Source organism: Algoriphagus sanaruensis, from assembly GCF_001593605.1.
GTDB classification, from domain to species: Bacteria; Bacteroidota; Bacteroidia; order Cytophagales; family Cyclobacteriaceae; genus Algoriphagus; species Algoriphagus sanaruensis.
This window is the reverse complement of the sequence record NZ_CP012836.1, coordinates 2130330-2152304: the sequence shown is the minus strand read 5'-3', so window position 1 is coordinate 2152304 and position 21975 is coordinate 2130330. Positions and strand designations below refer to the sequence as shown.

General features: G+C 41.9%; 19 protein-coding genes. 13 read left to right on the top strand and 6 right to left on the bottom strand.

Translation table 11 applies throughout. The features are described from left to right. Positions 1-5: 5 nt before the first annotated feature. The 5 genes from AO498_RS09475 to rsmA form a co-directional block, all read right to left on the bottom strand. Positions 6-398 (bottom strand): HIT family protein, encoded by a 393-nt coding sequence (locus tag AO498_RS09475; RefSeq protein WP_067546539.1) that lies wholly within the window; start codon positions 396-398, stop codon positions 6-8. Positions 399-445: 47 nt separating this feature from the next. Beyond that, positions 446-919 carry a transcription elongation factor GreA gene (greA, locus tag AO498_RS09470; protein WP_067546538.1) on the bottom strand — a complete coding sequence of 158 codons (474 nt, stop codon included), beginning with the start codon at positions 917-919 and terminating at the stop codon, positions 446-448. 158 nt (positions 920-1077) lie between these two features. After that, a complete protein-coding gene (locus tag AO498_RS09465; RefSeq protein WP_067546536.1) occupies positions 1078-2010 on the bottom strand; it encodes an NAD(P)-dependent oxidoreductase in 933 nt (310 codons plus the stop codon). Positions 2011-2012: 2 nt separating this feature from the next. Further along, complete coding sequence (mgtE, locus tag AO498_RS09460) at positions 2013-3380, bottom strand: magnesium transporter (protein WP_067546533.1); 1368 nt, start codon at positions 3378-3380, stop codon at positions 2013-2015. Continuing rightward, on the bottom strand, positions 3367-4152 hold the full coding sequence (gene rsmA / locus AO498_RS09455) for a 16S rRNA (adenine(1518)-N(6)/adenine(1519)-N(6))-dimethyltransferase RsmA (RefSeq protein ID WP_067546530.1): 786 nt from the start codon (positions 4150-4152) through the stop codon (positions 3367-3369). Before rsmA ends, mgtE begins: the two co-directional genes overlap by 14 nt. A 244-nt stretch (positions 4153-4396) precedes the next feature. On the opposite strand from rsmA, the gene pdxA reads away from it, so the two are divergent. From pdxA to AO498_RS09405, 11 genes are all read left to right on the top strand, one after another. Beyond that, positions 4397-5419 (top strand): 4-hydroxythreonine-4-phosphate dehydrogenase PdxA, encoded by a 1023-nt coding sequence (gene pdxA / locus AO498_RS09450; protein ID WP_067546527.1) that lies wholly within the window; start codon positions 4397-4399, stop codon positions 5417-5419. Between the two features lie 105 nt (positions 5420-5524). After that, positions 5525-6097: a YceD family protein gene (locus AO498_RS09445; protein ID WP_335339792.1), complete on the top strand. Its 573-nt coding sequence runs from the start codon at positions 5525-5527 to the stop codon at positions 6095-6097. A 12-nt stretch (positions 6098-6109) separates the two neighbouring features. Then, positions 6110-6301: a 50S ribosomal protein L32 gene (rpmF, locus tag AO498_RS16960; RefSeq protein ID WP_082792214.1), complete on the top strand. Its 192-nt coding sequence runs from the start codon at positions 6110-6112 to the stop codon at positions 6299-6301. A 223-nt stretch (positions 6302-6524) separates the two neighbouring features. Next, entirely contained in the window at positions 6525-7523 is a 999-nt protein-coding gene (locus AO498_RS09440) for a beta-ketoacyl-ACP synthase III (RefSeq protein ID WP_067550391.1), read from the top strand. Positions 7524-7550: 27 nt separating this feature from the next. Beyond that, positions 7551-8114: an elongation factor P gene (gene efp / locus AO498_RS09435; RefSeq protein ID WP_067546524.1), complete on the top strand. Its 564-nt coding sequence runs from the start codon at positions 7551-7553 to the stop codon at positions 8112-8114. Positions 8115-8209: 95 nt separating this feature from the next. After that, a complete protein-coding gene (accB, locus tag AO498_RS09430; RefSeq protein WP_067550389.1) occupies positions 8210-8686 on the top strand; it encodes an acetyl-CoA carboxylase biotin carboxyl carrier protein in 477 nt (158 codons plus the stop codon). Between the two features lie 24 nt (positions 8687-8710). Continuing rightward, on the top strand, positions 8711-10060 hold the full coding sequence (accC, locus tag AO498_RS09425) for an acetyl-CoA carboxylase biotin carboxylase subunit (protein WP_067546521.1): 1350 nt from the start codon (positions 8711-8713) through the stop codon (positions 10058-10060). A gap of 180 nt (positions 10061-10240) precedes the next feature. Beyond that, the gene (locus tag AO498_RS09420; protein ID WP_067546518.1) at positions 10241-12556 is read left to right on the top strand and encodes a PSD1 and planctomycete cytochrome C domain-containing protein; all 2316 of its coding nucleotides are present in this window, start codon (positions 10241-10243) and stop codon (positions 12554-12556) included. Between the two features lie 2 nt (positions 12557-12558). Further along, positions 12559-14013, top strand: a complete 1455-nt coding sequence (locus AO498_RS09415) for a DUF1501 domain-containing protein (RefSeq protein ID WP_067546515.1) — start codon at positions 12559-12561, stop codon at positions 14011-14013. A 9-nt stretch (positions 14014-14022) separates the two neighbouring features. Next, a complete protein-coding gene (locus AO498_RS09410; protein WP_082792213.1) occupies positions 14023-16137 on the top strand; it encodes a chitobiase/beta-hexosaminidase C-terminal domain-containing protein in 2115 nt (704 codons plus the stop codon). A gap of 65 nt (positions 16138-16202) precedes the next feature. Continuing rightward, positions 16203-16943, top strand: coding sequence for a sugar isomerase domain-containing protein (locus AO498_RS09405; RefSeq protein WP_067546509.1), 741 nt, complete (start codon positions 16203-16205; stop codon positions 16941-16943). Here the strand turns inward: AO498_RS09405 and AO498_RS09400 are convergent. Next, positions 16940-19462 carry a family 20 glycosylhydrolase gene (locus tag AO498_RS09400; protein WP_067546506.1) on the bottom strand — a complete coding sequence of 841 codons (2523 nt, stop codon included), beginning with the start codon at positions 19460-19462 and terminating at the stop codon, positions 16940-16942. The genes AO498_RS09405 and AO498_RS09400 overlap by 4 nt on opposite strands. A gap of 225 nt (positions 19463-19687) precedes the next feature. Between AO498_RS09400 and AO498_RS09395 the strand changes: the two genes are divergently transcribed. Together AO498_RS09395 and AO498_RS09390 are read left to right on the top strand one after the other, a co-directional pair. Next, on the top strand, positions 19688-20833 hold the full coding sequence (locus AO498_RS09395; RefSeq protein ID WP_067546502.1) for an acyltransferase family protein: 1146 nt from the start codon (positions 19688-19690) through the stop codon (positions 20831-20833). A gap of 110 nt (positions 20834-20943) precedes the next feature. Next, positions 20944-21945, top strand: a complete 1002-nt coding sequence (locus tag AO498_RS09390; RefSeq protein ID WP_157883971.1) for an endonuclease/exonuclease/phosphatase family protein — start codon at positions 20944-20946, stop codon at positions 21943-21945. The last annotated feature ends 30 nt before the right edge of the window (positions 21946-21975 follow it).

Below are 21975 nucleotides of genomic sequence, written 5' to 3'. Positions count from 1 at the left end.
AGCAATCAAAAACCCGCACGGATTTGATCAGCAATTTCCGCCAGTTCCTCCCCGGTCAGTTTAAGCTTTGGTCGAGTAAAATTTATATCGTCCATAGTTTTCAAAGGAACCAAATGGATGTGCACATGAGGAACCTCAAGGCCAATCACCGCCACCCCGATTCTCGTGCACTTAATCGTCTTATCCATAGCCTTAGCCACTTTTTGAGCAAAAATCTGCAGGTCTGCCAAAGCCATAGGCTCCATATCAAAGATGTAATTCACTTCTTCTTTTGGAACTACCAAAACATGGCCTTTGACCAGTGGCATGATATCCAAAAAAGCGATATGACGATCATCCTCAGCAATAATTTGGGAGGGGATTTCTCGGTTGATGATTTTGGTGAAAATACTTGCCATAAGAATTTGAGCATTAAAAAATCCCGGCAAAACCGGGATTCGAATTTTTAATAGGTAATGTCTAGAATTTCAAATTGAAGCTTCCCTGCAGGCGCGTTAATCTCGGCGATTTCGCCAATGGTTTTGCCTACGAGACCCTTTCCAAATGGAGAACCCAAAGATATTTTCCCTGACTTCAAATCAGCTTCTTCTTCAGAAACCAAGGTATAGCTTACGACCATTCCATTTTTGACATTTTTGATTTTAACTGTGCTCAAAATGCCGGCTTTGGAAGTATCCATTTTGGAATTATCCAAAATCCTTGCATTCCCTACGACTTCTTCCAATTTTGCGATTTTAAGCTCTAAAAGTCCCTGCGCATCTTTAGCCGCATCGTACTCCGCATTTTCACTGAGGTCACCTTTGTCGCGTGCCTCGGCAATTTGACGGGCAATATCTGCACGACCTTTTGTCTTCAACTCCTGAAGCTCATCCTTAAGCTTCTTTAATCCTTCTTCTGTGTAGTATTGTACTTTTGACATAGTTTAACAGCTTTTCGAAAGGCACAAAAAACAAAGTAACGGTCACGTTTCGGAGACCGTTACTTTGCGTTTGCCTTTATGTACAGGGCAAAGATAGGAAAGCTTTTGGACAAAGCAATAGGCTAAAATATGCCCAAATGGAAAGAATTTGCTTGTTTTTAATTCGAGAAAGCCTTCTTAATTTTTTTAACCAAAACCCGATTAATCTTGTCATAAGACTCAAAAGTCCATCCCGCCACATGAGGAGAAAACAACACATTTTGACGTTGGGCTAATCGCTCAAATTCTTCTTTTTGATTATGCGAAAACTTCTGAAACTTCTCATTTTCCAAAACATCCAATACCGCTCCTTTCAAAATCCCCTCATCCAAGGCAGAGTTTAAGGTTTCAAAAGAAATGACTTCTCCCCTAGCTGTATTGATCAACCAAAAAGGCTTCGAAAATCCCCGTAATTCCTCTAAAGTGAAAAAGTTTTTAGTCTCCGGAGTCAGTGGTACGTGAATGCTAAGAACATCTGCCTCTGCTTTCACTTTCTCCCAAATGACTTCTTGTACACGGTCATTTCCAAAGTCAAACTTGTATTTATCATAAGCTAAGATCTCAACATCAAAGCCGTGGAGTCTTTTTGCGAAAGACTTCCCCATATTTCCAAAACCAAAAATCCCCACAGTCTTTCCCATCAACTCATGACCTCGATTTCCTTCTCGATCCCAGATTCCTTTTCTTACCTGTTGGTCAGCTTGGATCAGCTGATTCATCAATGCCAATAATCCTCCAAGGGCATGTTCTGCAACGGCATCTCGATTTCCTTCCGCCGCATGAAACAGCTTGATCTTTCTTTCATCCAAATAATCAAGATCAATTTGGTCCAAACCTGCCCCCGCTCTCCCGATAAATTTCAGCCGGATTCCTTTCTCTAGAAGAGGCTTATCCATGGGGGTTTTGGACCGAATAATTAACCCCTCAAATTGATCGATTTGATCTAAAATTTCCTCCCTGGTGATTTTAGGTGAATAGACCACCTCATGACCTTCAGTTTGGAGCAAGTCGATGATGCTTAGATGCATTTCATCGATAATCAGGATTTTCATAATTAAAGATTAAGCAGCAACATGGCTACACCGAAATAAACAGCGAGCCCCAATAGATCATTGGTGGTGGTGATAAATGGTCCGGAGGCGATGGCTGGATTAATTCCAAAGCGGTTGAGCACCAAAGGGGTAACTGTCCCCATAAATGAGGAAAGCAAAACCACACAAAAAAGTGCCGAACCAACCGTAATCCCGAAAATGGGATCGAATCCGTACAAGAAAACCACCACCAAAAAAACAAATCCCCCTAATACAAACCCATTGAGAAGAGCCACTGAAAGACCCTTCAAAAATCGCTGTAAAGGAGTGTCATCAAATGCAGACTTAGAAGCTAAGGATTGTACAATTAAAGATGATGCCTGAATTCCAACATTCCCTCCTGTCGCAGCCACCAATGGAATAAACGAAGCGAGAGCAAGATATTTACTCAAACCATCCTCAAAAAATCCGATAATCTTAGCCCCCATCAAACCTCCAATAACTCCAATCAATAGCCAAGGAAGTCGGGCTTTGGAAATGGTAAATACGGAGTCAGATTCCTCAATATCAGCAGAAACCCCAGCCATTGCCTGGATATCTTCATCAGCTTCTTCCTGAACAACATCCAAGATGTCATCTACCGTAATTCGACCTACCAATTTATTTTTGGCATTAACAACAGGAACTGATTCCAAGTCATATTTTCGCATGACTGCTGCAACTTCCTCCTGATCCATGTGGACTGGCACAGAAATCACATCTTCTTCGAAAATATCTTCAATTTTGGTCTCAGAAGCTGCAAGAATTATTTTTTTGAGAGAAACTCGACCCAGCAATTGCAGACGGTTATTTACCACATAGATTGAATAAATCTTCTCAACATTTTCGGCTTGCCGTCTTATTTCATTGATGGTTTGGATCACATTCCAATTCTTGTTGGCTCGGATAAATTCCTTCGCCATAATCCCCCCAGCAGTATCTTCTTCATATCGGAGAAGTTCTAGGATTTGCTCTAGTTTAACACGATCCTGAATCTCGGCAATGACTTCTTCCCGCTCCTTTTCTCCAAACAAACTGAGAATATCAGCTCCATCATCGGAATCCATCAATTCTATCCATGAAGCGACCTCTGCCGTTTCTAATTCTGGAAGAACCTTGAGCAAATTATCTTCATCCAACTCAATAAGAATATCGGAAGCAAGCTGTTTTTCTAATAATCGGAGTACATAAATGGACTCTGACATGGAAAGCTCATCCAAAATAGCTGCTATATCTGCAACCTTGACCCCATCCAGAGATTCCTGGATAAAATCAATATTCGCCTCTTCAATCCCCTGACGGAGACTTTCGAGGTATTCTTTGGACAGCTCAAATTGCTTAATTACTTCCACGACCAGCTTCAATTTGTTGGGTTAAAAAGACAAAGTCAGCTACATCCAGTTGCTCTGCCCGTTTATCTAAGATAGGATTCGCTTTAAATTCTTCCGTCAGTTGGAAGGATTTGAGTGAATTTCGAAGGGTTTTTCGTCGAGTCCCAAAGCCACCTTTTACCACTTGAAAGAAGAGTTTTTCATTACAATCAAGGGAGATAGTTGAATTTCTTTTCAAACGAATCACTCCTGAATTTACTTTAGGAGGAGGATTAAAAACCCCTGGAGGAACTGAGAAAAGGTATTCGATATCGTAGAATGCCTGCAGTAAAACAGAAAGAATGCCATAATCCTTATTCCCCTTTGGAGATGCTATGCGTTGGGCTACTTCCTTTTGAAGCATACAAACAACTTCAGTGACTTGGTGTCTATTTTCCAAAACTCTGAAAAATATCTGGGAAGAAATGTTGTATGGGAAATTTCCAGCGATTGCATATCCTTTTGGAAAGATTTGAGAGAAGTCATACTTCAAGTAGTCACCTTCCAAAATCTTATCTCCCAATTGAGGGTATTTTTGATGGAGATAAGCTATACTTTCCTTATCAATATCAATTAAGTAAAGATTCAGACCTTGATTCAGCAGGAAGTCGGTCAATACCCCCATACCAGGACCAATTTCCAATAGGTCCTCCACTCCTCCATGTCCTGTGACTGCCTGAGCAATTCGCTCAGCGATACTCAGATCAGTAAGAAAGTGTTGTCCGAGGTGCTTTTTAGGTTTGACTTTTTCCATCAGTTGGTATTCATTTACCTTAAATAGTTCCAATACACCTTCATGTGAATGAGTCCATTTAATTAGGGCTCAAAGTAAAAGTGAATCGAAATAAGTTTTCGCTTTTCGTCCAATCTTAATCCTTTGAGGGATTCCTAAAGTACTAAAGCGGATAGACTTATTTTTATAACTTGCAGCCCTAAAATTAAGGGAATATTCCTAAAAGGCAGAGGAAATCACTTGGTCCATTTGAGAAACAAAACGCATGAATAATAAAAAGCAAAAACCCATTTTGGGAATTAGTATTGGGGATATCAACGGAATTGGAGTTGAGGTTACGCTAAAAGCGCTTTCCGACCCAAGAGTATTTAAAAACTTCACTCCTTTGATTTATGGCCATGGAAAGGTTATTTCTTTTTTCCGAAAACAACTGAATTTGGAAGAGTTCAATTTCACTCAAATCCGAAATGTAGAAGAGGTTCAGCATCGAAAGGTAAACGTCTTAAATATCACTGAAGAAAGTCCTGAAGTAGTCCCCGGTGTCGAAACCCAAGAAGCAGGGAAGTTTGCCTTTGAGGCTTTGAAACAAGCTACAGAAGATTTGAAATCAGGAAAAATCCAAGGATTGGTTACTGCTCCAGTCAATAAAAACAATATCAATACTCCTGAATTTTCTTTTGTAGGACATACTGAATATATCACCCAATATGTCGGGGCTCAAGAAAGCTTGATGATGATGGTGGGTGAAAACCTAAGAGTTGGATTGATCACCGGACATATCCCTTTATCACAAGTATCTTCCAAAGTCACGAAAGAAAAAATCATCGAAAAAGCCAACCTATTTTTAAAGAGCCTTCAAAAAGACTTTGGAATAGGGAAGCCGAAAATTGCCATCCTGGGACTTAACCCACATGCAGGAGAAGATGGCTTATTGGGAAAAGAAGAGGAAGAAATTATTAAACCTGCTATTCGAGAACTCAAAGACCAAAATAAATTGGTGTTTGGCCCTTATCCAGCAGATGGTTTTTTTGGTATGCTTCACCAATACAAGTTTGATGGTGTGCTGGCCATGTATCATGATCAAGGACTAATCCCATTTAAGTCACTTGCATTTAGCTCTGGGGTAAATTTTACTGCCGGACTTCCGGTGGTCAGAACCTCGCCAGATCATGGTACCGCCTATAATATTGCAGGTAAAAATCTAGCTGATGAAGGTTCCATGAGAGCTGCTTTGCTTTTAGCCAGCGATATTCTAGAAGTCCATTTCCAAGAATCGGAAGAAAATTAAGATTACTCACCGCGAAAAATAGATTTAAGCCAAATATTATTTCAAATTGTATTTCGGCTATTTTAAATTATTACCTACATTTGCGGTCTTAAATCAGGAGGAGAAATGGTGAAATTCTGGAAAACCTTTGACATTGAAGTCATTAAGTTCAAAGAAGGACGTCACGAAGTTGATTTTGAAATAGGTGATGAGTTCTTCGCCCATTTTGAAGACAACGAACTCCTAGAGCATGGAAGCTTGACCGCACGGGTCATTCTCGACAAAGGAGTAAACTTAATAGAAGCAAATTTTCAAATTTCCGGAACAGTTGAATTGACTTGTGATCGAAGTTTGGAGCCATTTGACCATACATTAGATATTTCGGAAGACATTATCTATAAATATGGATCTGAGGAGCAAGAGATTGATGACCAAGTCATCATGATCACTAGAGACACTCCTTCTATTAATATCGCTCAATTGATTTACGAATTCATCCTTCTTGCATTACCTGCAAAAAAGATTCATCCCGATTACATCAATGAATTAGATGATGAAGAATTTGAAGGAGAAGGAGGAATCGTTTACCTGGATCAGGATTCCGATGAAGAACTTGAAACAGAATTACCAGAAGAAACTAAACCAGTTGACCCTAGATGGGAACAGCTATTAAAATTAAAAAACAAAGAACAATCATAAACCACGCATAAAATGGCACATCCTAAACGCAAAATTTCGAAAACCAGAAGAGATAAGAGAAGAACTCATTATAAGCTCGAGGCTCCAGGATTGGCAAAATGCCCAACTACTGGTGAAATGCACCTACCTCACAGAGCATTTTGGTTAGAAGGTAAATTGTATTACAAAGGACAAGTTATTATCGAAAAAGAAGTAACTGCTTAATTGTAATTCATAGAAAAATACAGAAATCCACTTCCCAATAGAAGTGGATTTTTTCATTTCAGAAAGACAAGCTTTTTGATTTACAGAGCGTTAGGCAGATTGAAGGCTTGGAGCTTTGGTGGTGAAGTACCATTGTACTATTTTTGGCCTTCCTCAGGATTTTCCTGTAGAACTTCACACCCAGTACTGCAGATTTTGGTCTGCAAAGCATAATAAAAAACAAATGGACAAAATAAGAGCCATAATCACCGGTATCCAGGGATATGTTCCAGAATATCGGTTGACCAATCAAGAACTTGAGACCTTGGTAGACACCAATGACGAGTGGATCACCTCTCGAACAGGAATCAAGGAAAGAAGAATCCTCAAAGGAGAAAATCAAGGCACTTCAGTAATGGGAGCTGAGGCTGTCAGACAACTCCTTGAGAAGACTGGAACCAATCCTTTGGACATTGAGCTAATCATTTGCGCTACAGTAACTCCGGATATGCCTTTCCCTGCAACCGCAAACATTATCGCGGAACAGGTGGGAGCTAAAAACTCATTCAGCTTTGATATTGGTGCGGCTTGTTCTGGATTTTTATATGCCTTACAAATGGGCGCCCAATTTATTCAAGCAGGTACCCACAAAAAGGTTATTGTGGTAGGTGCTGATAAAATGTCAGCCATCGTGGATTACACAGACCGAACCACTTGTATTCTTTTTGGTGATGGCGCTGGAGCAGTATTGCTTGAAGCCACTACCGAAGAAACGGGTATTATGGATGCTATCCTTAAGTCTGATGGAGCTGGAGCCCCCTATCTTCACATGAAGGCAGGAGGTAGCAGAAGACCAGCTACCCATGAAACTATAGACAACCGAGAGCATTTTGCTTACCAAGAAGGTTCTACTGTATTTAAGTTTGCTGTAACCAATATGGCAGATGTAAGCGCTGAAGTAATGGAGCGCAATGGCCTAAAAGGTGAGGACATTGCATGGTTGGTACCTCATCAAGCCAACAAAAGAATCATCGATGCCACAGCCAATCGAATGGGGGTTGGACCTGAAAAGGTAATGATGAATATCGAGCGCTATGGAAATACTACCGCAGCCACTATTCCTCTTTGCCTTTGGGAATACGAAAAACAATTGAAAAAAGGAGACAATTTAATCCTTGCCGCTTTTGGTGGTGGATTTACTTGGGGAGCCATTTATTTGAAATGGGCCTACGATCCGAAATAATTAACTCAAGAAGAAAAATAAAAGAATATGGCATCTACTGCAGATTTTAAAAATGGGCTATGTCTTGAAATGAACAATGACATTTATACCATTGTCGAATTTCAGCACGTTAAACCAGGAAAAGGAGCGGCATTCGTCCGCACTAAGCTTAAAAGTTTACGATCTGGCAAAGTGCTGGATAAAACTTTTTCTGCTGGTGAAAAAGTGACTACTGCAAGAGTTGAAAAAAGACCTCATCAGTTTCTTTACAAAGATGATTTGGGATACAATTTCATGGATACTGAAACTTTTGAACAAATCTCATTAGAGGAAAAATTAATTGAAAGAGCGAACTTGATGAAAGATGGTCAAATGGTCGACATCCTCGTTCATGCGGAAACAGAGACCCCTCTTTCTGTAGAATTACCTCCATTTGTAGAGCTAATGATTACCTATACCGAACCAGGTATTAAAGGTGATACTGCCACTAATGCATTGAAGCCTGCTATCGTCGAAACAGGTGCTACGGTAATGGTGCCACTATTTGTGGATCAAGATATCATGATCAAAGTGGATACCCGAGATGGTTCCTACTCCGAGCGTGTAAAATAACTTGTGTTAGCTGTGAAAGATCAAAACCTTCACAGCTTTATTGTTTTTAAAACCAACCCAAAATGTCAAAAGACATTGCATCAAATAAGAACCCTATGAAAGCCAAAGAGATTCAAGAATTGATTGACTTCATTTCCAACTCAGGTTTAGCTGAAGTCAAAATCAAGACCGAAGAATTCGAATTATCGATCAAGAAATATGCAGAATCAGCCGCTGCGCCTGTTGTAGTGGCTGCCCCTGCTCCAGCTCCGGCTGCGGCCCCAGTTCCTGCTGCTGCTCCTGCCCCAGCACCAGTTGCTGCTCCAGCTCCTGCTGCTGCTCCATCTAATCTAGTCGAAATTAAATCGCCAATGATTGGAACGTTCTACCTTACTCCGAATCCAGATGCCGCTCCTTTTGTAAGTGAAGGGGCTAGTATTAAGGCAGGCCAAACCGTGTGCATCATTGAAGCCATGAAACTTTTCAATGAAATCGAATCTGAAGTTTCTGGAAAAATCGTGAAAATATTGGTGAACAATGCGACTCCAGTGGAATACGATCAACCACTATTCTTGGTAGATCCAGCTGGTTAATTTTTTCACTTAAACCTGTTAACTGTGTTTAAAAAAATATTGATTGCCAACAGGGGAGAAATTGCTCTCCGAGTGATCCGTACTTGCAAAGAGATGGGGATCAAAACTGTGGCCGTTTACTCTACCGCAGACAAAGACAGCTTGCATGTTCGATTCGCGGATGAGGCTGTATGTATTGGGCCTGCTCCAAGTAGAGAATCCTATTTGAATATCCCGAGAATTATCGCAGCTGCAGAAATCACAAATGCAGACGCAATTCATCCAGGATATGGATTCTTGTCCGAAAACGCGGAATTTTCAAGAATCTGTGAAGAATACGGAATCAAATTTATCGGAGCTTCTCCTGATATGATTGCAAAAATGGGGGACAAAGCTACTGCTAAAGCCACCATGAAATCAGCCGGAGTACCTACAATACCTGGATCAGAAGGATTGTTGGATAGCGTGGAGCAAGGAAAAAAACTTGCTGCTGAAATGGGCTACCCAGTAATTATTAAAGCAACTGCAGGAGGTGGCGGTCGCGGGATGCGAATAATCAAACAGGAATCTGAATTTCAAAAAGCATGGGATGACGCCAGAATGGAGTCTGCGGCAGCTTTCGGAAATGACGGTCTGTATTTGGAAAAATTCGTAGAAGAACCTCGACATATCGAAATTCAGGTTGTGGGTGACAAAACTGGAAGAGCTTGTCATTTATCTGAGCGCGATTGCTCCATTCAGAGAAGACATCAAAAACTGGTTGAAGAGACCCCTTCTCCGTTCATTACCGATGAACTAAGAGAGGCAATGGGCAAAGCTGCAATCAAAGGCGCTGAAGCTATTGGCTACGAAGGTGCGGGGACGATCGAATTTTTGGTAGACAAACATCGCAACTTCTACTTCATGGAGATGAATACACGTATCCAAGTGGAGCATCCTATTACAGAAGAAGTGACAGACTTTGATTTGATCAAAGAACAAATCAAGGTGGCGGCAGGAGAAACAATTTCTGGTAGAAATTATTTCCCAAAACTGTATGCCATGGAATGCCGAATCAATGCTGAGGACCCTGCAAATGGTTTCCGCCCTAGTCCTGGGAAAATTATCAACCTACATTTTCCTGGTGGACATGGTGTACGAATTGACTCCCATGTTTACGCTGGTTATGTAATCCCACCAAACTACGATTCAATGATTGCAAAATTGATTGTAAGCGGTCAATCTAGAGAGGAAGTTATTGTTCGAATGAAAAGAGCTCTTGAAGAGTTTGTGATCGATGGAATCAAAACCACGATTCCATTCCACATTGCTTTGTTAGATGATGAGCAATTCAAAGCTGGAAATTTCACGACTAAGTTTCTGGAAAGCTTTGACTTCTCTGTCATCAAGAAATAAAAATCACAGGTGGATTTTAAAGCCAACTTTCGAGTTGGCTTTTTTTATGCCTGAGATTCAGAAAAAAGGCTTCCCTACTTCCAATTTATTGGAAAATATTGATCTAGGTTTTTTTAAAAAACACATCAGACTTTTTTAATTTTTTTTTATAACTTATTTGCTTGAAAATCAATAAGCCCGATGTACCAAACTTCTTTTCGAGACATTTTGGGAGCTATCCTTCTGGGGCTGATCAACTGGTCTTGTAGCCAAAAACCATCCAATGAATTTGCGCTTTCAGACGAGGAACAGATCAGTTACAACTTTCATATTCGTCCTATTCTCTCAGACAAATGCTTTGCTTGTCACGGGCCTGATGCGAATAAACGTGAAGCAGACCTCAGGTTGGATACCGAAGCAGGTGCATTTGCAGCATTGAAGGAAAGCCCGGGAAAGTTTGCCTTAGTTTCTGGAAAGCCTTTGGAATCGGAAGTGTATCACCGAATCACCACCTCTGACCCTGGGGCTTTGATGCCTCCACCTGAATCCAATCTTTCCCTATCTGCAAATGAGATTGAATTGATTCGGCTGTGGATCGAACAAGGTGCCAAATATGAGCCGCATTGGGCCTTTATGAAAGTAGAAAAGCCTAAAGTACCCGCTTCTGATTGGGGTACGGGTGAAATCGATGCTTTCATACATGCCAAAATCAAAGCAAAGGGACTCGAACCAAATCCTGAAGCCTCTTCCTTTGAATTAATAAAAAGAGCAAGTCTGGACATTACCGGACTACCTCCTACTCCTGAACTCATAGATAAATACGCTGGATTCAGTGGTACAAATACTTATGAAAAGTTGATCGATGAACTCCTAACTATGCCTTCTTATGGTGAAAAAATGGGGATTCTTTGGATGGACATTTCCAGATATTCGGACAGCTATGGCTATCAGGACGACGAGGCCAGGAGCCAGTGGCCATACCGTGATTGGGTGTTTCATGCCTTCAACAATAACCTTCCCTACGATCAGTTCATCACTTGGCAGCTTGCAGGTGATTTATTACCAAATGCCACCAAAGAGCAGATCCTAGCTACTGCCTTCAACAGAAACCACAAATACACAGAGGAAGGTGGAGTCATCCATGAAGAGTACCGTGTCGAATATGTTTTGGATAAGACAAACACGTTCAGCAAAGGTATTCTCGGCTTGACCATGGAATGTGCCCAGTGCCATGACCACAAATACGATCCTATCTCACAAAAGGAATATTTTGAGATGTACGCCTTTTTCAACAATTCAAAAGAAAAAGGCTTCGAAGGGGATATTAGTCAAACCAAGCCTGCTAAAACTCCAATTCTCTGGATTGAGCAGGAAGATATTGATGGCATCATGAAATTTATTAACCATAAGGATACCACCAAACTGATGGTATCTGTCATGGGTGAACTTGATTCTGCCGAAAGACGACAGACCTATATTTTGGATCGTGGGGCTTACGATTCCCCTACTATACCTGTAGAGGCATCCACTCCTAGCTCGGTTTTGAAATTCCCTGAAAAGTTTGAGAAAAACCGACTTGGCCTAGCCAAATGGACCACACATCGAGACAACCCGTTGACATCAAGGGTATTTGTCAATTTGGTTTGGCAAGAGCTTTTTGGAAAAGGAATTGTAAAATCTGCCGGCGATTTTGGGATGCAAGGAGATCTTCCTACGCATCCAGAACTCTTAAACTGGCTAGCTGCTGATTTTATGGAAAGCGGCTGGAACATCAAAAGGCTCCTCAAGCAGATTATGATGTCCTCCACCTACCGCCAATCTGCAGCAATCAATGACCAGCACATGGAAGTTGACCCCGATAACTTCTACTTGGCAAGAGCTCCTCGCCTCAGATTGCCTGCGGAAAACATTCAGGACTTAGTCCTAGCCAGTAGCGGCTTATTGGTCAATCAAATTGGGGGACCAAGTGTAAAACCTTATCAACCTTCAGGCCTTTGGGAGGCAGCGACTTCAGGACGTGGAACTTTGGCTACGTACATCCAAGATACAGGAGACAAGCTATATCGAAGAGGGATTTACAACTTTATCAAACTGACCGTTCCTCCTCCAAAAGCGATCATTTTTGACTCCAGTAACCGAGACCGTTGCGAAATCACAAGAAACAGAACCAACACGCCTTTACAGGCTTTGGTAATGATGAATGATCCGATGATCCTCGAAGCTTCCAGAGTATTGTCTACCAAGCTAACCGAGAAACATTCTGAACCAGAACTAGCCATAGAAGAGGCCTTCAAGCGAATTGTTTGTCGAGAAATGAAATCCAAAGAAAAAATCTTGCTCTTGGATTTTTACGAAAGCGAACTAGCCCATTACCAAACCAACCCAGAGGAAGCTAAAAAGACCCTGGACGTGGGCGAATACCCAATGAACGAGGCTGCCATGACTCCTCAAAATGCTGCCTTGATGCAAGTCATCGTCAGCTTATACAACCTAGAAGAAACCATTACCAAAAGCTAATTATGGAAAAAGAGATTTTAGAGCAGGGATTGAATCACAACAGAAGGAAGTTTCTTTCTCGCATCAGCTTAGGAATTGGCAGTGTAGCCTTGGGTTCTTTACTGATTCCCGATCTGTTTTCCGGCAAAAAGGAAGCTGAGGATTCTCTCATGAGAGCACTCCCCCATTTTGCACCAAAAGCAAAGCGGGTCATTTACCTATTCCAAAATGGCGCTCCCTCTCAACTGGAGACTTTTGATTACAAGCCTATGTTGAGAAGCAGTTTTGGTCAAGAGCTTCCTGAATCCATCCGAATGGGTCAGCGACTTACCGGTATGACGGCAGGCCAAAGTTCATTCCCATTGGTAGGATCATACTTTGATTTCAACCAATATGGACAAAGCCGAGCTTGGATTTCTTCGCTTTTCCCACATATCTCCTCTGTTGTGGACGACCTATGCATCATCAAATCCATGCATACAGAGGCCATAAACCATGACCCGGCACTTACTTTTTTCCAAACAGGCGCACAAGTAGGCAATCGACCAAGTATGGGATCTTGGCTGAGCTATGGTCTTGGCAGTGAAAATGAAAACCTTCCTGCTTTCTGCGTGCTCCTTAGCAGAGGAAAAGGCAATGGTCAGGGAGTGTATTCCAAACTCTGGTCGAATGGCTTCTTGGACGCTCGTCACCAAGGGGTGCAGTTTTCAAATTCAGAAGATCCGGTCCTTTACCTCTCTGATCCTAATGGAATGTCACGTGATCAGCGAAGAAAGATGCTTGATCAGATCGCAGCCATGAACGATCTCAGCTATCGAGAATTCAACGATCCTCAGATCACTGCTAAAGTCCAGCAATATGAAATGGCTTATCGGATGCAAACAGCTGTGCCGGAAATAACAGACGTAACCAAAGAGCCTGATAGTATCGTCAAGCTCTACGGTCCTGACTGCTTGGTTCCGGGTACTTATGCAGCAAATTGCCTTTTGGCTAGAAAACTTTCAGAAAACGGAGTACGATTTGTTCAGCTTTACCATCAGGGATGGGACGCTCATGACAATCTTCCCAATCAGATGATGGGGCAAGCTAAAGATGTGGACCAAGCTTCTGCTGCCTTGATCACGGATTTAAAGCAGCGAGGACTTCTTGATGAGACGTTGGTAATTTGGGGAGGAGAATTTGGCAGAACCAATTACTGTCAAGGAAAAATCGCCCCGGAAAACTACGGTCGAGACCACCATCCTCGGGCCTTCTCCATCTTCATGGCCGGAGGCGGTGTGAAATCTGGAATCGTCTATGGAGAAACAGACGACTTTGGTTACAATATCACCGAAAACCCAGTCCATGTCCACGACTTTCAGGCCACAGTCATGCACCTGATGGGCATAGACCATGAAAAACTCACCTATAAGCACCTTGGAAGAAGGTATCGCCTCACCGATGTACATGGTCAAGTTGTAAAAGACATCATCGCTTAATCCCATTCTATGTCTCGTTATTCCCGGAGCATTTTCTGGCTGGAAAATCTACTGTTCTTTTGGTGTGGTCTTACCCTGATTTTGGTTATTGGGGGTGAGAGCCTTGTTCTTCCCGTATGGCTTCAGGTTGCCGGGAGATTACACCCGCTTCTACTTCATTTCCCCATCGTCCTCCTATTGCTTGCTGTTGCATTGCTTTGGATGAAAGATGAAAGCTGGCGAAAATTCGGAAAAAATCTCCTGCTCTTTGGAGCAAATTTCACTGGGATCACCGTAGTGGCGGGCTTGCTTTTGGCCACAGAGGATTACGAAGGAGATGCGTTGACTTGGCACAAATGGCTGGGTGTGATTTCTTTTGTTCTCACTGTATTGATTTATTTCTTCCTCGAAAAAGCAGAAAAAATCTTCCAAGTAGGTGGTTCAGGACTTTCTGTGTTAATCCTTTTGACAGGACATTTTGGAGCTAATTTGACCCATGGGGAAGATTTCCTTTTTGCCCCTCTGATGCCCAAAGAGGAGAAAATCATTGCACTGGAGGAAGCTGAGGTTTTCAGAGATTTGGTTCAACCCATTTTAGAATCCAAATGTATTTCCTGCCATAAAGAAGGAAAAATCAAAGGCGAGTTGAGAATGGACCACTTGGAGGGAATCCAAAAAGGGGGGAAATCAGGACCATTTATCTTAGCTGGAAATCTAGATGAATCCCTCCTGATCCAACGCATCCATCTTCCTTTGGAAAATGAGGAGCACATGCCTCCTAAAAACAAGCTACAACTTACTGAGGAAGAAATAGAAATTCTCAGACTATGGGTGGTGTCAGGAGCTTCATTTGAGCAAAAAGTTCTTGAACTTCCACAAGAAGAACCCCTTTTTCAACTGGCCTCAAATAAATTTTCAGCGGAAAAATCCTATTCCTTCTCGGCTGCCAATGATCAGGACATCCAAGAGTTAAACAACTTTTTCAGAAAAGTAAAGCCACTGTATCCAGGCTCTCCTGCACTGGAAGTAGCCTATTTTGGAGCATCGACCTTTGATCCAGCCTCCCTTTCAGAACTGAATGCTGTCAAAGAACAAGTGGTAAAAATCAACCTCAACCGCATGCCACTTGAGAATACAGATCTTTCTTTTCTTTCTGGATTTCAGAATCTTGAAGACGTTCAATTAAACTTCACGGGAATCAAAAGTGAGCAACTTGAAGGTTTGGTTAATGCGCCAAATTTGAAAAGTCTGGCAATCTCAGGAAATCCATTTGATGATGAGGGCGTTTCGACCTTGAAAAAACTCACCCAACTGAAGAGTCTATTTATATGGCAATCTGGATTGACAGACAAAGCGAAAACAGAACTCAAAGAGGCATTGAAAGGTGTTAAAATCGATTTTGGATTTAAGGATGAGGGCATTATCTATCCTCTCAATTCTCCAAAAATTGATTTTGAAAAGGTGATGTTTAAAGGGTCTACCGAAGTAAAAATTACCCATCCGATTAGCTCAGCTGAAATCCGATATACATTGGATGGTTCCGAGCCCGACAGCATCAATTCTACTGTTTATTCCAAGCCTATCTCATTAACTAAGACTTCCCAAATAAGAGCAAAAGCATTTGCCAAGGGATGGATTGGCAGTGCAGACACCAAAGCAGTGCTGTTTAAAGAAGGGTTAAAACCCAAGTCATACAAATTAGCCGAAGAGCCTCATAAAAGTTATAAGGCAAAAGGTGCCACTTCCCTTTTTGACGGGGTAAAAGGAAAGCCAAACCATACTTCAGGTGAGTGGCTCGGATACACAGATGGACCTTTGGAAATTGAGATTTTCTTGGAAAAAGACCAGAAGCCAAAAACTGTCGAATTGAGTCTTCTTTTGCATGAAGGAGCCTATATTTTCCCTCCTCAATCAGTGGAAATTTGGACTGGAACAGCCGGCAATTGGTCTAAACTCACCATTCCTTCTGTAACGCAATCTACCAAAACAGAAGAAATCCGATTTGGCTTACTTGCTTATGACCTGCCATCCACATCATTCGACCAAATAAAAATCAAGGTAAAACCTATTGCCAAGCTACCATCTTGGCATCAGGGAGCCGGTTCGAAGGGCTGGGTTTTTGTCGATGAAATTGTCTTGGATTAACAAGAAAAAGTCAATAATCCCTATAGTTACGCTGAAGCAGTTTGTAATTATCAAATACCCGATCGATGAGCAAAGAACCCTACAGGCTATATGCCGATTCCGTAATGGAAAAACTGCAAAAGGCATTTCGACAGGAAAAAGAAATTCAGGTTGCTGCCAAATGGATAGCGGAATGCCTTAAAAATCAAGGCTGGATCTACACCGCAGGCACTGGTCACTCCCATATGTTTGCCGAAGAGATATTTTACAGAGCAGGAGGATTTGCCAGAGTCCGACCAATTTTGGATCCTGACCTTATGCTTCATGTGGATGCCTCGGGTAGTACAGCCATAGAACGTACAGAAGGATATGCAGCCAACCTTTTAAAGAGGTTTCCCATCTCCAAAGAAGATGTGTTATTGATATCATCAAACTCCGGAAGAAATGCAGTCCCCATAGAGTTGGCGCAACTGGCAAAAAAGGAAGGAGCAAAAGTTATAGTCTTTACCAATCACGCCCATAGCAAATCAGTAGACTCCAGACATTCCTCAGGCTTAAAGCTTTTTCAATTGGGGGATCTTTTTTTTGACAACTTTGGGGAAATTGGTGATGCGGCTATTCCCTTTGAGGGCTTAGAAGGCAGAGTCGGTGCCACCTCCACGGTAATTGGCACAGCTTTGATTCAGGCAATCATGGTACAATCGGTAGGATTACTACTTAAAGATGGCATCACCCCAGAAGTCTTCATCAGCTCCAACTCAGATGTTGGTGAAGCCAATAATGAATCACTTCTCGCCAAGTACAAACCCTTGGTCCGTGGACTTTAATTCAATCCTCTACTCCTCCCAGATTTTCCAGAGGGCATAAATAACTTGAATCTAGGGTTAAATCCTTCAAATACCGGAATGGGTTCTCGATAGATAGGGGATTCATGAATGGGCTCAGTGCCATTATCAGTGTATCGAATCTCAAATCCTGGCAATGGTGAATTCACCAATACACGTCCATTTTTTATAGCCACTCCTGGCAATGGAAGTCTAAAATTCCAACCTCCATGGATGGTCTCAAGTCGAGGTAGTTCTTTCTGGGCAATGACATTAAGGAAAACATTCCATTCAATTTCTCGCTCAGACCGCATTTGGTCTAGTGATTCTTGGGATGACCATTCCGGATCACCTACCCAAGCTCGCTCCACATAGCCGAGCATTTTGGGAAGCAGATAATATTCAAGCATCTCAGGCCCTTTAACCGTCTCAGTCCATAACTGACCAGAGACACCTCTAATATTTTGCTTTCCTAGGTCAGTTAGCGTGGTGAACTTTTGTCTTGCCTGCTCCCAATCCCATAAATCTCCATCAATGGTTTGATCATGAGAAAGGTACAGTTTCCCCGGAACTGTTTTCCAAGATTGATACATATCTACAACCCCACTCCAAGTATGGCCCCTCTCGTCAGGACTCCAGTTATAAGCCAAATCAAAATAGAAGTTTGCACTCGAACAGATCACTACAGGATAACCTGCATTTGCCAGACGATACGCCATATCCTCTCCTCCCCAGCCGGCCACAGCATTCCAGGCATACAAAGTCCAAGATTGATCTGCAAATTTAGGATTTGGCACTACTTCGTTTGAACTATGAGTCTGACCAATTTCCTCCCATCCTCCCATGTTCAAGTCGTATTTTTCCAAAATTCCAGCAACACGCTGACGGAAATAATCATTAAGATCTTCGAGCTTGAGCTCTGGGTGATTCGCGAGAAATTCAGCACAAATTGGGGAAGCTGACCAAACTCCTCTCGGAACCTCATCTCCACCGGTATGCCAAGAAGTCAAGGGAAGACCTACACGTTCAAATCGATTTTTTATTTCCTGAACCACCTTTTCGTAAAATCTAAAGGTTGACTCCTGACAAACACAAACCGTATTTCCTCGAAAATTTTGTGCTGAGAGATAGACCGATTGATCCTTTGGGTCTGCTAATCGATATTCCAATCCTTCCTCTTCCCTTCCTTGAGCCACCAACGATTTATAGCGCTTTTCCATGGCCAATATTGCGGCCCGTGAATGTGCTGGCACTCCGATTTCTGGAATTACCTGGATAAATCTAGCTTTGGCATAGGCCAAAATCTCCTCAAAATCACTTACAGAATAAAACCCTGTACCTGGAGAATCTATTATTGGCGATACTCCTGAGGCATAATAAGGCCACAAAAACTCTGATTCGTCGGTAGAAAATCCTCGCTTAGCACCAAACTCTGTGAGTTCTGGAAGCCCGGGAATCTCTATTCGCCAACCTTCATCATTAGCCAAATTGAAATGAAATACATTTAACTTATACAGAGCCATAAGGTCCAAAATCTTAAAAATCTGCTCCTTCGTCTGAAAATTACGAGCCACATCGAGAAAAAAACCACGATACTCATAAGCAGGACTATCTTCAATCTGAAGTTGAGGGAGCACAAATTCATCACTTGGTTCAGTCCAAAAATGAGGTGGCATCAAGGCTAAAAAAGATTGAACCCCATAGAAGGCCCCTTTTTCGGTACTGGCTAAAATATCCACTCTCCTACCTGAAATGGATAGCTTATATGCCTCTTCATCAAGCCCATCGACCCGCTGAACTTTAATATTGATTGGTGGCTCTTCTCGATTGACCTTTGGAGCATATCCTTGCTTCAAAGTCAATAGGAGGTATTTGGTCACCTCACGAAATTCAGAAGAGCCGATTACAGCCATTCCCGCATTCTGGGTTTTCAGCGGTTCACCGGTATATTTCCAGGACTTCGGACTAGGTAAAAAAGGAGGAATATCACTGGGATCAAGCAATGAAATCCCTTGATTTTCTTCATATACTTTTTCTCCGGATGGAATTGGAAGGGAGGTGTTTTGGGCCATTTCTGCAAGTTGGCTATCAGAAATCTCTTCCCGAGTGTATTGCCTCACTTCTTCAATTCGACCATCGGCATGAAGCAAAATCAAACCTTCAGGGGCATAAGAGTTTTTCAAAAACGGACCACTGCTCCGATAGGACAACTTCAGACTTTGACCCTTTTTTATTTCCGGCGTCTGCCCTTCCCAAACAAAAAAATCGCCCTGCAAATGCTTTATTTCAGTATCAGGAAGTTTGGAAACTGAGCTTACTGAAATAAAAATGGTATTGAAATACAGCTTCCATCCTGCTGAAATAGACGAATCTTGATCTGCCGTCAGGGTAATCGTTGCTTCATGAAAACCTGGATTTTTAAATTGATTTTGATCCAAAACCCAGCGTGCTTCGGTTTGAGAAAACCCACCAAACGAAATCAGCACAAAAGCGAAAAGAAAAACTACAGTACGGATCATCATCTTGGGAATTGGCTTGGTATGAGAATAAAGTTCGATAAAGGAAAAAGAATGTCCCGGCTTGAATCTACTAAAGGCAAAAGATGGGACAAATTTGAAAATGAAAAAAATTAAATAAGCATTTAACCCTTCCCTGATTTTCTTGTCAAAATTCAGATTTGGCTGATCATTTTTTCCAAATAAACTTCTATTTTGAGGCTACAATCAACCCAAACCACCACCAATTTTATGTCTATAGATCATCAAAAAAACATCCTCAATAATCGATATCTAGCGCTGGATGTCCTGCGAGGAATGACGATCGCGTTTATGGTCATCGTCAATACGCCCGGGAGTTGGAGTAATCTTTATGCACCCTTGGCACATGCAGATTGGCATGGATTCACTCCCACGGACTTGGTGTTTCCGACCTTCCTATTCGTAGTGGGAAATGCAATGAGCTTTGCCTTAAAAAAGTTAAATGAAATGTCTCCAGGGACATTTTACAAGAAAGTTTTCAAGCGGGCCGCCTTGATTTTTGCCATCGGATGGTTACTTAATGCTTTCCCGTTTTTTGATTACAATGAAGCGGGAGAAATGGTCTTCATTGATCTCTCTGAGGTTCGTTTGCTTGGAGTCCTTCAACGAATTGCACTTTCTTACTTATTGGCCGCACTAGTAGTTTACTGGGGCGGGGAGCGACTTGGCTGGATAGTAGGGATTGCTTCTTTGATCCTGTTCTGGCCGATTATGTATTTCTTTGGGGAAGCAGGTGATCCTTACAGCTTGACCGGAAATGCCCAGATCAAGCTTGATCTTTTACTCATCGGAGAAAAACGAATGTACATGGGTGAAGGAATTCCTTTTGACCCGGAAGGACTGCTGAGTACCATGACTTCTATGGTTAATGTTTTGGCTGGATTCATCGTGGGTAAATTCATCCAGAAAAAAGGAAATAATGCAAGTACCGTACAGGCACTCTTGATCTCAGGCGTAGTCCTGCTTGCCCTTGCTTATGTTTGGGATTTAGGCTTCCCAATCAATAAGAAAATCTGGACCAGTTCTTATGTTTTATTAACTGTTGGATGGGACTTGGTTTTGCTTTCAGGTCTGATTTTCTTGGTAGAAATTCAAAAATTGACAAAATGGACCTACTTCTTCCAGGCTTTTGGGAGAAACCCGCTTATTCTGTATGTATGCTCCGGTGTGGTCGTCTCAATTTTCTCAATGATCCCAGTTGGAGAAACCACTTTCAAAGGATTTATCTATTCCAACCTATTTACCAGTTGGCTTGAACCTAAAAACGCCTCTTTCTTATTTGCGATCAGCTACATGTTGCTGATTTGGGTAATTGGCTACTGGATGGATAAGAAAAAAATATATATCAAGGTATAATTCCCTGATTCCGGCCAAGCTAGCGGAACATTAATTTTGGTCGAAATCAATAAGGCTTTAGAAGGAAAATGGTACATTTCAGTACTGTTTCACTTTTAAAGCCTTTTTTTATGCAATTAAAAACTGCCGTTTACAACATCGCCTGGATGCGCGATCTTTTTGAAAAAGATGGTTCCCCGATCACTACTGGAAAGCAAGAAATTCGATCCAAACAGCTCGCAGAAATTATCGAAGCACTCAATCCCGACTTTCTGGGAATTGTAGAAGGTCCGGACACTTTGGTGAATGGATCCAGAACCGCTACCCGACAATTGGAATTTTGGGTGAGTCATTTTCTTCCTTCCCACTCATTCAAGGCAATTCATGGGTTCCCTTCGGCCGGACAGCAAGAACTATGTGCCATTTACAAACCGGATAAGATTCAAGTTCTTTTCACTCCTGAAACCAAAACTGGTAAACGCTTCGACGAACCATTTTTGATGGACACTACCAATCGGATGATCAAAGAACAATACCAACACTATCGACCGCCTTTGGAACTCAGCCTGCTTACTCCTGATGGAGTTTTCCTAAGCAGGCTGATTCTCGCTCATACCAAGTCCAAAGGAATATTTGACAAAGTCGACTATGCGAGATATGAACAGCTCTCGGTGCGAGACCGATTAAGACTCTTTGGAGAATGCATGCATATTCGAGAGCGATGTGACTCTTACCTTTCTAAAGATCAAGAAGTCATCGTCATGGGAGATATTAACGACGGATTTGAGCTAGATTTTTATGAAAATAAATTTTCAAAAAGTGCCGTAGAAATTCTCCTTGGGGATCTTTGGAAGCCCGAATGGATTCTAAAGACCGCTTTGCCAAGACCCAAACTAACCGCTAATGGCTACACGCCCTATTCTGGAAAATTTAAAGACCGAATCACAGGTGATCAATTCAATATTTTAATTGACCATATCTTGATCAGTCAAAAGATTAAGCTCATTGAGGGAAAAGTGTGGAATCCTTACCTTGAAAAATCCGATGCGATCATCCAAAGCGTAAAACATAATCTGATCGCAGCATCGGATCATTTTCCGGTAGGTGCAACACTTGAATTCACCCTTTCTTAGAGATTGGATGAAACATTCGATTGGCACTTC

Bases quoted from the DNA above. Each gene is read 5' to 3' on its own strand.
- AO498_RS09475 (WP_067546539.1), bottom strand. From the start codon at position 398: ATGGCAAGTATTTTCACCAAAATCATCAACCGAGAAATCCCCTCCCAA.
- greA (WP_067546538.1), bottom strand. From the start codon at position 919: ATGTCAAAAGTACAATACTACACAGAAGAAGGATTAAAGAAGCTTAAG.
- AO498_RS09465 (WP_067546536.1), bottom strand. From the start codon at position 2,010: ATGAAAATCCTGATTATCGATGAAATGCATCTAAGCATCATCGACTTG.
- rsmA (WP_067546530.1), bottom strand. From the start codon at position 4,152: ATGGAAAAAGTCAAACCTAAAAAGCACCTCGGACAACACTTTCTTACT.
- pdxA (WP_067546527.1), top strand. From the start codon at position 4,397: ATGAATAATAAAAAGCAAAAACCCATTTTGGGAATTAGTATTGGGGAT.
- AO498_RS09445 (WP_335339792.1), top strand. From the start codon at position 5,525: ATGGTGAAATTCTGGAAAACCTTTGACATTGAAGTCATTAAGTTCAAA.
- rpmF (WP_082792214.1), top strand. From the start codon at position 6,110: ATGGCACATCCTAAACGCAAAATTTCGAAAACCAGAAGAGATAAGAGA.
- AO498_RS09440 (WP_067550391.1), top strand. From the start codon at position 6,525: ATGGACAAAATAAGAGCCATAATCACCGGTATCCAGGGATATGTTCCA.
- efp (WP_067546524.1), top strand. From the start codon at position 7,551: ATGGCATCTACTGCAGATTTTAAAAATGGGCTATGTCTTGAAATGAAC.
- accB (WP_067550389.1), top strand. From the start codon at position 8,210: ATGAAAGCCAAAGAGATTCAAGAATTGATTGACTTCATTTCCAACTCA.
- AO498_RS09420 (WP_067546518.1), top strand. From the start codon at position 10,241: ATGTACCAAACTTCTTTTCGAGACATTTTGGGAGCTATCCTTCTGGGG.
- AO498_RS09415 (WP_067546515.1), top strand. From the start codon at position 12,559: ATGGAAAAAGAGATTTTAGAGCAGGGATTGAATCACAACAGAAGGAAG.
- AO498_RS09410 (WP_082792213.1), top strand. From the start codon at position 14,023: ATGTCTCGTTATTCCCGGAGCATTTTCTGGCTGGAAAATCTACTGTTC.
- AO498_RS09405 (WP_067546509.1), top strand. From the start codon at position 16,203: ATGAGCAAAGAACCCTACAGGCTATATGCCGATTCCGTAATGGAAAAA.
- AO498_RS09400 (WP_067546506.1), bottom strand. From the start codon at position 19,462: ATGATGATCCGTACTGTAGTTTTTCTTTTCGCTTTTGTGCTGATTTCG.
- AO498_RS09395 (WP_067546502.1), top strand. From the start codon at position 19,688: ATGTCTATAGATCATCAAAAAAACATCCTCAATAATCGATATCTAGCG.
- AO498_RS09390 (WP_157883971.1), top strand. From the start codon at position 20,944: ATGCAATTAAAAACTGCCGTTTACAACATCGCCTGGATGCGCGATCTT.